The sequence below is a fragment of the Corynebacterium hesseae genome (assembly GCF_037850265.1).
GTDB classification, from domain to species: domain Bacteria; phylum Actinomycetota; class Actinomycetes; order Mycobacteriales; family Mycobacteriaceae; genus Corynebacterium; species Corynebacterium hesseae.
Window position 1 is genome coordinate 1,326,904 of the sequence record NZ_CP137211.1, and the last position, 12,899, is coordinate 1,339,802.

General features: G+C 61.7%; 12 protein-coding genes. All 12 read left to right on the forward strand.

Annotated elements, in window-relative coordinates; all coding sequences use genetic code 11:
* Positions 1-40: 40 nt before the first annotated feature.
* Positions 41-1,039 carry a methionyl-tRNA formyltransferase gene (gene fmt, locus R3O64_RS06185; RefSeq protein ID WP_339017512.1) on the forward strand — a complete coding sequence of 333 codons (999 nt, stop codon included), beginning with the start codon at positions 41-43 and terminating at the stop codon, positions 1,037-1,039.
* Positions 1,036-2,610, forward strand: a complete 1,575-nt coding sequence (locus tag R3O64_RS06190) for an RsmB/NOP family class I SAM-dependent RNA methyltransferase (RefSeq protein ID WP_339017513.1) — start codon at positions 1,036-1,038, stop codon at positions 2,608-2,610. The genes fmt and R3O64_RS06190 overlap by 4 nt, the downstream gene beginning before the upstream one ends.
* Before the next feature lie 28 nt (positions 2,611-2,638).
* Positions 2,639-3,316, forward strand: coding sequence for a ribulose-phosphate 3-epimerase (rpe, locus tag R3O64_RS06195; protein WP_070565344.1), 678 nt, complete (start codon positions 2,639-2,641; stop codon positions 3,314-3,316).
* Positions 3,313-4,338 carry a bifunctional diaminohydroxyphosphoribosylaminopyrimidine deaminase/5-amino-6-(5-phosphoribosylamino)uracil reductase RibD gene (gene ribD, locus R3O64_RS06200; protein WP_284848093.1) on the forward strand — a complete coding sequence of 342 codons (1,026 nt, stop codon included), beginning with the start codon at positions 3,313-3,315 and terminating at the stop codon, positions 4,336-4,338. Before rpe ends, ribD begins: the two co-directional genes overlap by 4 nt.
* Positions 4,339-4,356: 18 nt before the next feature.
* Positions 4,357-4,995, forward strand: a complete 639-nt coding sequence (locus R3O64_RS06205) for a riboflavin synthase (protein ID WP_070565342.1) — start codon at positions 4,357-4,359, stop codon at positions 4,993-4,995.
* Positions 4,996-5,006: 11 nt separating this feature from the next.
* The gene (locus R3O64_RS06210) at positions 5,007-6,269 is read left to right on the forward strand and encodes a bifunctional 3,4-dihydroxy-2-butanone-4-phosphate synthase/GTP cyclohydrolase II (protein WP_269948228.1); all 1,263 of its coding nucleotides are present in this window, start codon (positions 5,007-5,009) and stop codon (positions 6,267-6,269) included.
* 42 nt (positions 6,270-6,311) lie between these two features.
* On the forward strand, positions 6,312-6,794 hold the full coding sequence (gene ribH / locus R3O64_RS06215) for a 6,7-dimethyl-8-ribityllumazine synthase (protein WP_070524305.1): 483 nt from the start codon (positions 6,312-6,314) through the stop codon (positions 6,792-6,794).
* An 83-nt stretch (positions 6,795-6,877) separates the two neighbouring features.
* Positions 6,878-7,501 (forward strand): PH domain-containing protein, encoded by a 624-nt coding sequence (locus R3O64_RS06220; RefSeq protein ID WP_284848092.1) that lies wholly within the window; start codon positions 6,878-6,880, stop codon positions 7,499-7,501.
* Positions 7,501-9,555 carry an excinuclease ABC subunit UvrC gene (gene uvrC, locus R3O64_RS06225; protein ID WP_269948230.1) on the forward strand — a complete coding sequence of 685 codons (2,055 nt, stop codon included), beginning with the start codon at positions 7,501-7,503 and terminating at the stop codon, positions 9,553-9,555. Before R3O64_RS06220 ends, uvrC begins: the two co-directional genes overlap by 1 nt.
* Positions 9,556-9,593: 38 nt before the next feature.
* Positions 9,594-10,475, forward strand: a complete 882-nt coding sequence (gene rapZ / locus R3O64_RS06230) for an RNase adapter RapZ (RefSeq protein ID WP_339017514.1) — start codon at positions 9,594-9,596, stop codon at positions 10,473-10,475.
* Between the two features lie 76 nt (positions 10,476-10,551).
* A complete protein-coding gene (locus tag R3O64_RS06235) occupies positions 10,552-11,550 on the forward strand; it encodes a gluconeogenesis factor YvcK family protein (RefSeq protein ID WP_154762008.1) in 999 nt (332 codons plus the stop codon).
* Positions 11,551-11,729: 179 nt separating this feature from the next.
* Entirely contained in the window at positions 11,730-12,719 is a 990-nt protein-coding gene (whiA, locus tag R3O64_RS06240; protein ID WP_339017515.1) for a DNA-binding protein WhiA, read from the forward strand.
* The last annotated feature ends 180 nt before the right edge of the window (positions 12,720-12,899 follow it).

Sequence of the window (12,899 nt, forward strand, 5' to 3'; positions counted from 1 at the left end):
AGATTTAGAAACTCTCACACGAGAAAGGCATGCTCTAGCAGTGCGTATTGTTTTTGCCGGAACCCCGGAGCCCGCAGTTGTGGCTTTGGAGAAGCTCGTCGACTCACCCCATGAGGTGGCCGCCGTCATTACTCGGCCTGATGCCCGCCGGGGCCGTGGCCGCACCGTTCATCCAAGTCCGGTGAAGGCACTGGCGGAAAAGCACGGTATCGAGGTGCTCACGCCGACCACACTTAAGCCTGGCACCGAGGACGGTGATGCCCTGCGTGCACGACTAGCAGACATTGCTCCCGAGGCTATCCCCGTGGTTGCCTACGGAAACCTGATCACGGAGGACTTGCTGAGCCTTCCGACGCACGGTTGGGTGAACCTTCACTTCTCCCTGCTCCCGGCGTGGCGTGGCGCGGCACCGGTGCAAGCAGCCATTGCGGCTGGGGATACTCGCACGGGTGCTACGACCTTCCGCATCGACCAAGGCCTGGACACTGGGGACATCCTCGCCACGATCGACGAGGACATCCAAGACACCGATACCGCGGATGACCTATTGACGCGGCTGGCCTATGCCGGTGGCGACCTCCTCGTGCGGACCATGGATGGGTTGGAAGACGGCAGCATCGCGCCGCAGCCGCAGGTAGGTGAAGCCTCTTATGCGCACAAGATCTCTACCGACGATGCCCGCATCGACTGGACTGCGCCCGCCGAGGCCGTTGATCGCCACATTCGCGCGCATACCCCAGGGCCGGGTGCTTGGACCCTTCTGGGGCAGTCACGCTTAAAGCTCGGTCCAGTAGAACCTGTGCCACCCACAGAACTTGAGGACCTTAATGAACATTCCGCGCTTTCCGCATTGCAGCCGGGTGAAGTCCACGTGGCCAAGAAGGAAGTGATGGTCGGTACTGGCAGCTCCCCGGTTCGTTTGGGAAAGATTCAACCGCCAGGCAAGAAGATGATGAATGCCGCCGACTGGGGCCGCGGGCTTGCGCACCAGTCTTCGCAGTCAGTAGAAGGCGGCGAGGATGAGGTGAAGTTCTCATGAGCGGAGGTTTTAGATCCCGCAGCAAGTCAGGCGATCCTGCAGACCGCGCGCCGCGTGGGAAGCAGCAACGCGGCGGTGCGAAACGCACTGCCAAGGGCAACAGGGAGCGTCGCGGCGGTCAGCGTCACGATACACGGCGCCCAGCGCCGTCGACCTCGGTGGTTTCTGCCGCGCAGCGCTGCGGGGTGGATCGTCCACGCGCGGTGGCTTTCGAAGTATTGCAACGCGTGGATGCAGACGATGCCTTTGCCAACCTCACGCTGCCGAAAGCCGTACGTGCCAATAGCCTCAGTGGCCGCGATGCTGCCTTCGCCACCGAGTTAACCTATGGCACGCTGCGGACCGAGGGCGTGCTCGATGCCGTCATCGCCGAGTGCTCCTCTCGTGGCCTCGACGCTATCGCCCCCGACGTGCTCACCGCCCTGCGAATGGGAACCTACCAGGTGCTCTATACCCGCGTTGAGGCACACGCGGCGGTCGATACTACCGTGCGCCTCGTGGAGGCAGTTGGTCAGGACAAGGCTAAAGGTTTTGCCAACGGCATCATGCGCACCATCACCCGTACGCCGGCGCAAGCGTGGTTGGATCAGCTTGCTCCCCAAGGTCAGGTGGCTGCTTTGGCCTTCCGCCATGCCCATCCGGAGTGGATTGCCCGCTCCTTCGGCCGTGCCTTGGGTGTGTTGGAACCCGATGGCACTGGTGCGCTCAGCGCCGACCAGTCGCGTGAGCTGGAGCTCGCACTCGAGGCGGACTCCCAACGCCCCGTTGTGCACTTGGTAGCGCGCCCCGGTGAGATCTCCGCCGAAGAACTCGCCCTGATCACCGGTTGCGAGGAAGGCCGCTATTCTCCCTATGCGGTCTACCTTGAGCACGGGGATCCTGGTTCGCTAGAGCCGGTTCGCCAACGGCTGGCGGCAGTCCAAGACGAAGGTTCGCAGCTCATTGCCCGCGCGGTAACGGAAGCCGAGCTCAGTGGTGAAGACACCGGACGCTGGCTGGATCTGTGCGCCGGACCTGGTGGCAAGGCCGCCCTCATGGGGGCGATCGCCCGAATTGAGGGCGCGACAGTTGATGCCGTCGAAGTCTCCCCGCATCGCGCCACCTTGGTGGAAAAGACGGTGGGGGACCTGCCTGTGCGCGTGCACCAAGCGGACGGCCGAGCACCAGGACTGAAACCAGGCTTTGACCGCGTGCTGGTCGACGCCCCCTGCTCCGGCCTAGGCGCGCTCCGCCGGCGCCCGGAAGCTCGCTGGCGCAAGGCCGAATCAGATATTGCGGAGCTGAACCAGCTGCAAACCGAGCTGCTCGAGTCCGCGTTGGAGCTGGTGCGCCCAGGTGGCGTCGTGGTGTACTCGACTTGCTCGCCGGATCTGCGTGAGACCAGGGGCATCGTGGATGCCGCCGTGCAGCGGCACGCAGAGGGAGCAGCGATTCACATCGAAGAACTAAATACGCGCGACGTGCTGCCGGAGATGGGGGACCTTGGCGCCGAGCTGTCCGCGCAGATGTGGCCGCACCGCCATGGCACCGATGCGATGTTTTTCGCGGTCTTGCGCCGAGTAGCGGACTGAGGCTGCGAGAGGGACTAGGCTGAAGGTCATGTCTGCACTCTCGTCTGGTCCCATTATTTCCCCGTCCATCTTGGCCGCCGACTTCACCCGTTTGGGCGAAGAGGTTCGTGCCGTGGCCAACGCGGATTGGATCCACGTTGACATTATGGATGGACACTTCGTCCCGAACCTGTCCTTTGGCCCGGATATCACTGCGACGGTGGACGGGATTACACCGCAAACGCTGGACGTTCACCTCATGATCGAGGAACCCGAGAAGTGGGTAGAAACCTACGCCAAGGCCGGCGCCGATTGCATCATCTTCCACGTCGAGGCCGTCGCCGACAAGGACGCGGCCATCGCCCTGGCGCGTACAATCCGGGATTTAGGTGTGCGCGCGGGCTTTTCCATTAAGCCGGGCACGCCGATCGACCCTTGGCTGGACGCCCTCGAGCACTTCGACGAAGTGCTCGTTATGTCAGTTGAGCCGGGCTTTGGTGGTCAGAGCTTTATGCCGGATCAGCTGGACAAGGTGCGCGCCTTGCGCGCGGCCATCGACGAGCGTGGTCTGGACGTCCTCATCGAGATTGACGGTGGCATTTCCGCTGAAACGATTCGCTCCGCCGCCGAGGCGGGCTGCGATGCTTTCGTCGCAGGTTCCGCCATTTACAAACAAGCAGACAAGGCAGCGGCCGTCGACGAGCTGCGTAGCTTGGCCACGCTGTGATCCCACACCTAAACTCAGCGGTTCTCACGCGGGCGCTGCGTGTGGCCATGGAGGCCGGCGATAAGGTGCGCGGCACGACGAGCCCAAACCCGCCTGTAGGAGCAGTCATACTTGATGCCGCCGGCCGCGTCGCCGGTGTCGGCGCAACCCAGCCCCCGGGCGGTCCGCATGCCGAAGTCATGGCGTTACGCGAAGCGGGCGACAAGGCGCGGGGCGGCACGGCGGTCGTGACCTTGGAACCCTGTAACCACACCGGACGTACTGGGCCCTGTGCGCAGGCGCTTATCGATGCCTCTGTGGCCGCCGTTTACTTCCTTCACCCAGACCCCACCCCGGAGGCCGGCGGCGGCGCGGCCACATTGCGCGGCGCCGGCATTGCCGTGGGGCAGATTGAGGCGCCGGACGGCGTGAGCGATGCACTCGCCGGGTGGTTGGGTGCGGTGCGCTTGGGCCGGCCGCACGTGACGCTTAAGTTTGCCCAAAGCCTCGACGGGTTTACCGCCACAGTGGATGGCAGCAGCCAATGGATTACCGGGGAGCAGGCTCGCGAGCATGTGCACCGCGACCGGTCAAAAAGGGATGCCATCCTCATCGGCACGGGCACCGCGCTGGCTGATAACCCGTCGTTGACGGCACGTTACCGGGACGGCTCCTTGCGTGAAACGCAGCCGCGGCGCGTCGTCATCGGCTCCCGGGACGTGGACCGAGGCGGAAGCAGTAATCTGGCAAAGCTAGGTTTCGAGCACTATTCCACCCCGCAGGAGGCGCTAGCCGAGCTGTACGCCAGCGGCGCGCGCGACATTCTCGTCGAAGGCGGTGCGGGACTCGCGACGAGCTTTATGGAATTGGGCAGCGTGGATTGCATTCAGGCATACATCGGCAACGTCATCCTTGGCCAGGGCAGGGGAGTTCTCACTCGGGCTATAGCCTCGAACTTGGCGCTGGCTCCGAGGTGGCAGCGCGCGGCGGTTACCGAGCTTGGCGCCGACCTGCTCGTGGAATACCGGAAGAATGAGAAGTAGGAAAGGGGAGTACGGACTATGTTTACCGGACTCGTAGAAGAAATCGGGCACGTCGATAGCGTGGAACCGCAGGGCGATGCAGTCCGTTTGGGCATCGCGGCATCTACCGTGCTGAGTGATGCGCAGTTGGGTGATTCCATCGCTGTCAACGGCGTCTGCCTGACCGTAGCCGAGCTGGGAGAAGGAACCTTTATCGCAGACGTTATGAAGGAATCCTTGAACCGTAGTTCATTGGGAGAACTCGAAGTGGGTTCGGCGGTTAACCTCGAGCGGGCGGTGCTCCCAACGACTCGTTTGGGCGGCCACATCGTGCAGGGCCATGTCGACGGCACCGGCACGCTGCTTTCCCGCACCCCCTCGGAGCACTGGGAGGTGTTGCGTTTTAGCCTGCCGCGGGAGCTCGCCCGATACGTCGTGGAGAAGGGATCCATCGCCGTCCAAGGAACGTCCCTGACGGTGTCCGCGGTATCGGCGGATGAAGATAAACCTGGCGCGGATGGCTTTTTTGAGGTCTCTCTCATTCCCACCACATTGCGCGATACCGTGTTTGGTGCAATGGCGCCCGGCGCCCGCGTAAACCTCGAGGTAGACGTGGTTGCAAAGTATGTAGAGAAAATGGTTCACCCTAACGCCCACGCCGCGGGCACAGAGGGATAGAGTTAGTCCTTATGAGCGCTGCAGATTCAGCATTTAGTTTAGATAGCGTCGAGCAAGCCATCGCCGACATCGCGGCCGGCAAGGCCGTCGTCGTCGTGGACAATGAAGATCGGGAAAACGAAGGTGATCTCATCTTCGCCGCCGAGCTCGCCACCCCGGAACTCGTGGCTTTCATGGTGCGTTATAGCTCCGGATATATTTGTGCACCTTTGCTCCCAGAGGACTGCAAGCGCCTGAACTTGCCACCGATGATGGCGGTCAATCAAGACGTGCGCCAGACCGCCTACACCGTCACCGTGGACCTTGCTAATGGCTCCACTGGCATCTCCGCTACCTCGCGCTGTGAGACCATCCGCAAGCTGGCTGATCCCTCCTCCGAGCCGTCGCAGTTTACGCGCCCGGGCCATGTCGTCCCGCTGGCTGCCCGCCCGAATGGTGTGCTCGAGCGTGATGGCCACACGGAAGCTGCGATCGATCTGGCACGGTTGGCGGGGCTCCGCCCGGCCGGCGTGCTCTGTGAGATCGTTTCCGAAGAAGACCCCACGGATATGGCTCGCTCGCCGGAGCTGCGCCGCTTCGCCGACGTCCACGGGCTCACGATGATCTCCATCGAGCAGCTCATCAAGTGGCGCCGCCACAATGAGCAACAGGTTCACCGCGAGGTAGAAACCCGCCTGCCCACCGAGTACGGCGAGTTTCGCGCAGTTGGGTATGTGAATGGCGTCGACAAGCGCGAGCACATTGCCCTTTTCGTCGGTGACGTGGAGAGCTATTCCGGTGCGGAAGACGTACCTGTCCGCGTGCACTCTGAGTGCCTGACCGGTGATGTCTTCGCATCTGAGCGCTGTGACTGCGGCCCGCAGCTGCAGGAATCCCTCCGCGCGGTCCAGGCGGCCGGGCGTGGCATTGTCATCTACCTGCGCGGACAGGAAGGGCGTGGCATTGGCTTGGTAAACAAGCTCAAGGCCTATCGCTTGCAAGATGACGGGATGGACACCGTCGACGCCAACGTGGAACAGGGGCTGCCTGAAGACGCCCGCGAGTACTCCGTTGCCGGACAAATCCTGCGCGATGTGGGCGTGAAATCCGTCAACCTCTTGACCAACAACCCACACAAGGGTGAAGGGCTACAGGGCTTCGGCATTGACGCCACCGCCCGCACCGGCCTGGCTACACCCGCCACGGCGGAAAACATTAGCTATCTGCGCACGAAGCGCGACAGGATGGGCCATGACCTGCCACAGGTGGCCGAATGGGATCTCAAACACTCCTAGAGCATTAAGACCAAACACTGGAACAAAACAAAGGAGCACACCGTGAGCAAGGAAGGCCTGCCAACCCCGAACAATGTCTCGGGAGAAGGACTCCGCGTCGCCGTAGTTACCGCCACGTGGAACGCCGAGATCTGCGATCAGCTGCACCGCCGCGCGCTTGAGACCGCCGAAGCCGCTGGTGCTGAGGTCACTCCATTGCGCGTCGTCGGCGCCCTCGAGCTGCCCGTCGTGGTCCAGGCCGCGGCGCGCACCCACGATGCCGTGGTGGCGCTGGGCTGTGTCGTCCGGGGCGGCACTCCGCACTTTGACTACGTGTGTGATTCGGTCACGCAGGGGCTGACGCGTATTGCTCTCGATGAGTCGACGCCCGTGGGAAATGGTGTCCTGACGGTGAACGACTATGAGCAAGCCGTCGATCGCGCCGGATTTGAGAACTCTTCAGAAGATAAAGGCGCGGAGGCTATGCATGCAGCTTTAGAAACCGTGCATACGTTGCGTACACTGAACGAGTCGACCCTAAAGTAGGCTGCCAAGCGCAACCACGGCGATCTGCATATCGCGCAGGCCCGTGGCCTGTCTTAGCGGAGTGATGAGGAGAAGGAAACTCGATGACGGATCCACAGGTGCCTTCGGCGCACGAAGAGCGCGCGCGGTCAGCCCGCGCTGGCAAGGCCTCCCAATCCTCGCAGCCGGGCGCGCCCGCTGCGTCTGGGGGTTCCTCGAGCGTGAGCGATGAGCAGGTGCGGGCTTATACCAGCGCCGATCCCTTCGCCCAGACTTCATCCAAGCCCTGGGAGTATGAGGCCACCTCGCCCTATCTGCGCAAGGTGGCAATCATCTGGATCATCCTTGTGATGGCAGCGCACCTGTTTATGGGCTTCACGGTTGGCTTGTCCTTTACCGGCGCGACTGTGACGACGATTGATAAGTTTGCCTTCCCCGGCGTCGGCGTGATTATCTCCATCCTGTCTTGGTTGGCACTGACGCGTCCGCGGCTGCGCGCGAACTCCGATGGCGTAGAGATCCGCAACATTGTGGGAACCCGCTTCTACCCGTGGCAGGTCATCTATGGCCTGTCCTTTCCCGAAGGCTCGCGCATGGCACGCATCGAACTTCCTGACTTTGAATATGTTCCGGTGTGGGCCCTGCAATCGGGCGATAGGCAGGACATTGTCACCAAGGTCCGCTCTTTCCGTGACTTGGAAGCACGCTACATGCCGCAGGATGACTAGTGGCTGATCCCTCTGAGTACCGCCCTGCGCCCGGAAGCATCCCCACGGATCCGGGCGTTTATAAGTTCCGCGATGACAATCGCCGCGTCATCTATGTGGGCAAGGCAAAGAATTTGCGGGCGCGCCTATCGAATTATTTTCAAGACATCACGCAATTGCACCCGCGGACCCGCCAGATGGTCCTCACCGCCGCATCGGTGGAATGGACCGTGGTGGCCAGCGAGGTAGAAGCGCTGCAGTTGGAGTACACGTGGATTAAGCGCTTCGATCCACGCTTCAACGTCATGTACCGCGATGACAAAACGTATCCGATGCTCGCGGTATCTGTGGGGGAGACCATCCCGCGAGCGTTTTTCTACCGCGGACCACGCCGTAAAGGCGTGCGCTACTTTGGTCCCTATTCCCACGCCTGGGCGGTGCGTGAATCCCTCGACCTGCTGACGCGAATTTTCCCTATGCGCACGTGCGCCAAAGGGGTATTCAACCGCCATGAGCGCTTGGGGCGGCCTTGTTTGTTGGGGTATATCGGAAAATGCGATGCCCCTTGCATTGGCCGGGTGAGTGCCGAGGAACACCGTGAGACGGTGAACCAACTGCTGAGCTTCATGAACGGCAATACCGGTCCTGTGCGCAAGCGACTAACGCAGCGAATGGAGGAGGCCTCAGAGAACCTCGAGTTTGAGCTGGCTGCCCGCCTGCGCGACGATCTCGGCGCGATTGACAAACTCATGGAACAACAAGCTGTGGTGCTTTCCGACGGCACCGACGCCGACCTCATCGCGTTTAGCTCCGACGAGTTAGAGGCAGCAGTTCAGATCTTCCACGTGCGCGCGGGACGCATCCGCGGCCAACGGGGCTGGGTGGTGGAACGCTCCGGTGACCAGGCCATCACGGAGCCAATCGAGGAAGGCCAGCCTGATCCGGGGCTTCCGGCGCTCATCCAGAATTTCTTAATCCAGTTCTATTCGGATGCCGTGGAGCGTCAGCGCCAGGAGGCCGCGGAAGACGCCAAGCTGGAGCGCAGGGGAGTCGACCAGGAATCCCATACCGCGGTTCATCGGGGAAACGCCATCCCGCGTGAGATCCTGGTCCAAACACTGCCGGACGAAGCCGACGAGGTGAAGATAGTTCTGGAGGACCTGCGGGGCGCCCAGATTGACTTGCGGGTTCCGCAACGCGGTGACAAGCGCGCCTTGATGGAGACCGTCGAGCGCAATGCGAAAGAACAGCTGCGGCAGCACAAACTCAAGCGAGTCGGAGACCTTACCGCCCGGTCCGCAGCCCTGCAGGAGCTGCAGGAAGCGTTGGACATGGATTCCGCGCCGCTGCGCATCGAATGCACGGATATCTCGCACATTCAGGGCACCGATGTCGTGGCCTCCCTGGTGGTCTTCGAGGATGGGCTGCCGCGCAAGTCTGACTACCGCCGCTACCGCATCAAGGAGGCCGCGGGCGATGGCCGTTCCAACGACGTTGGGTCTATCGCTGAGGTGACTCGGCGCCGCTTCAAGCACCACCACGAGGACAAACGAGCGGTTCCGGACGAGGAGCTGGAGAACACCACCTTCGCTGAAGAAATGGTCCGCGAGGAGGCCGCGAGCCAGACCAAACGCAGCTCCTATCCGCCGCAACTGTTCATCGTCGACGGTGGCGCACCGCAGGTGGCGGCGGCGCAGGCGGTGTTCGACGAGCTTGGCATCGTCGATGTGACACTCATCGGCCTGGCTAAGCGCCTGGAAGAAGTGTGGGTCCCAGGCGATGATGAGCCGGTGATCCTGCCACGTAATTCGCAGGCGCTATTTCTTCTACAGCACCTCCGCGATGAGGCGCACCGCGTAGCTATTACGTATCACCGACAGCAGCGGTCGAAGCGGATGCGCTCGTCCGTACTCGATGCGGTACCGGGATTGGGGCCGCAGCGGCGCACCGATCTGGTGAAGCACTTCGGCTCAGTGAAGAAGCTCAAAGAGGCCAGCGTGGAGGAGATTGCTGCGGTGAAGGGGTTTGGCCCGAAGCTGGCGCAGACGGTATTTGATCATCTCCAGGATTCCTAAGCAGGATTCCCTCCTTGCCTCGTGATCAGATGGTAAGAATGGAAGTCATGACGCTGTTAGACTCCCCACCCATTTTGATCACGGGCATGTCAGGCGGTGGCCTGACGTCGGCGGCTAAAGTGCTGGAGGATAAGGGCTATTACGTAGCCCACAACATTCCGCCGAAGTCTATCGTCGACCTACTGAGGCTGTGCGCTCGGCCCGATTCCCCGGTGACAAAGATTGCCGCGGTGACCGATGTGCGTTCCCGAATGTTTCCGGGTTCTTTAGCGGAAACCTTGGAGGAACTCGAAAAGCTGGATATGAAGCCCACCCTGCTCTTCCTCGATGCGCGCGATGATGTGCTCATCCGTCGCTTCGATTCGGTGCGGCGTACCCACCCGATGCAGGAGGGCGAAACCCTCAAAGCAGGCATCCAACGAGAGCGCGCAGCGGTGCAATCAATTCGCGAGCGCGCGGACATCATCATCGATACGACCAACCTGTCCGTCCATGATCTGCGGCGCGCTATCGAAGCATCCTTCGGCGAAATGGGTCATGAGAAGCAACACGTCACGCTTGAGTCCTTCGGCTTCAAGCATGGCTCACCGCGTGATGCGGACCTTGTCGTTGATGTTCGCTTTCTTCCCAATCCCTATTGGGTACCTGAGCTGCGGGGGTACCGTGGCACCGACGAGCCGGTTGCAGATTATGTCTTGTCTCAAGAGGCGGCTGAGCCCTTTATCGAGCGGTTCATCACCATGTTTGACTCGATGCTCACCGGCTACCGCCATGAGGGGAAGAACTTCATCACCGTGGGCATCGGTTGTACCGGTGGGCACCATCGCTCCGTGGCAGTTACGGAAGAAATTGCCCGCCGCCTCAGGGAACGCGGTGACCTCGATGTGAGCACGTTGCACCGAGATATTTCTCGCGATTAGGTGCGATAAGATACATATTCATTCCCTACCTGAATAGTTGAAAGCTAGTGTTCCCGTGACGACTCTCCCTATCCACATGGCTAGCCTGGGCGGCGGCCATGGGCTGTATCAAACTCTGCTGGCCGCACGCCGTACGGGCGCGGAGACAATCTCCGCCATCGTCACCGTGGCCGATGATGGCGGTTCCTCCGGCCGCTTACGCCGTGAGATGGATATAATCCCGCCTGGTGATTTGCGCATGGCCCTTGCAGCTCTGTCGAGCGATTCGGACGAAGGGCAGCTGTGGGCTTCTACTTTGCAGCATCGATTCCAGAGCACTGGTGCCATGGCCGGGCACGCTGTGGGCAATCTCCTTATCGCCGGACTCAACGAGGTGTTAGGGGACTTCCAGGCGGCGCTCGATGCCGTTGCGCGTTTGACGGAGTCGGCCGGACGGGTGCTGCCGGCCGTAAATCTACCGCTCGAGATTGAGGCGGATGTTTCCGGGCTTGACGACGACCCCCGTATCATGCGCTCCGTGCGCGGCCAGGTGGCCGTTGCCTCAACTGTGGGGCAGGTGCGCCGCGTGCGCATCATCCCGGAGAAGCCGGAAGCTAACCCGGAAACGATCGCTGCGCTGCACGACGCGGATTTGATCACCTTGGGCCCCGGCTCGTGGTTTAGCTCCGTGCTCCCGCACGTTCTCGTTCCGGACATCGTCAACGCTATAACGTCGTCGGATGCCCTTCGCGTGGTGGTGCTCAATCTTTCCGCCGAACCAGGGGAGACCCAGGGGTTTTCTGCGGAGCGCCACCTGCACGTGCTAGCGCAGCATGCGCCAAACCTGCGGGTCGACAAAGTCATCGTCGACGGCTCCGGTCTCCCCAATGAATCGGAGCGAGTCTTTGTGCAGCGCGCTGCTAGTGTGCTCGGCGCCAGCGCAGTATTTCGGGATGTCTGTCAGACGGACGCTGACGGGAACTCGCTGAACAAACACTGTCCAGACAAGCTAGCGCAAGTCCTCACCGAGCTTTATTCCGAGTACGCTGCCGAACGTGGGGCGACGGCGGGTGCCCCGGGCACTCATCGGGGCTAGGCGCACGATAGACTATGGGGCATTCATTGTTCACTGCTACGTCATAGCGCATACGTCATAGCGCACAAGCGCGGCGCGACGCGTTGCGTGTCTTCCAGAGTGAGGTCAGGTTGCGTCGTACTGCGCTACTGCCGACGTTCGCGGTGCACTGTGTCAAGAGTTGAAAGGGGAGGCACGAGGTGTCTGCGTCGTTGACCGAGCAGGTCAAGGAAGAGCTTACGGCGGTGTCCGTACCGCGCCAGTCCGCTCGTGCGGCGGAGGTTGCCGCAATTCTCAGGTTTGCCGGTGACCTCCACATCACCGGGGATCGAGTGATGTACGAGGTCGAATTGGAATCCCAGAGCGTGGCCAATCGTTTGGTCACTGCGCTCGATGAGCTGTACTCAATCGCGGCGAGCACCCATGTGGCGGGTCCCGCTGCATCCTCTAAGAAGAGTAGAGTGCAAGTGCGAATCACCTCCGGGGCCAAGGAGCTTACGAGGCGGCTGGGTTTGGTAACTCGTTCCGGACACCCCGTGGTGGGCCTGCCACCGCAGGTCATTTCAGGTTCTGTTGCTGATAATGAAGCGGCGTGGCGTGGAGCCTTCTTGGCTCAAGGATCATTGACAGAGCCGGGCCGCTCTTCAGCGCTCGAGGTGACGTGTCCGTGCCAGGAGGCGGCTCTCGCCCTCGTGGGCTGCGCGCGCCGTTTGGGCGTGGTGGCGAAGACCAAGGAAACACGCGGCGCCGACCGCGTCGTGGTGCGCGATGGCGACGCCATTGGCGCGTTGCTGACCCGTATGGGCGCTCAGGAGACTCGCCTGACGTGGGAAAAGAAGCGCATCCAGCGTGAGGCTCACGACACCTCTCGCCGCCTCGACAACTTTGACGATGCCAACTTGCGCCGTTCCGCGCGAGCGGCAGTAACCGCTGCGGCCCGCGTCGAGCGTGCCATGGTGATCTTGGGTGATGACGTGCCGGAGCACTTGGCTGATGCTGGCCGTCTACGTGTGCAGCACCGCGAAGCCTCCTTGGAAGAACTCGGGCGATTGGCAGATCCGCCGATGACCAAGGACGCGGTGGCTGGGCGTATTCGCCGCCTATTGTCCATGGCAGATAAGCGTGCCAAGGAACTTGGTGTACCGGATACGACGAAAGCGGTGACTGAGGATCTCTTTGAGGAGTCCTAGAATCCAAACGTCTTAGTTTCCAATCCTTGCCCCAGACAGAGTCGTGGGTGCCCGTTCGGGCACTGAAAGGCTCGTCTGGGGCATTTTTTATGGTTTGAATGCCAGTACTGTTTTTGGGTTAACCCGCTCTTTTCCGGTTAAGTGAGATATCCCACCCTACAATTCCGGCACCCCACACAA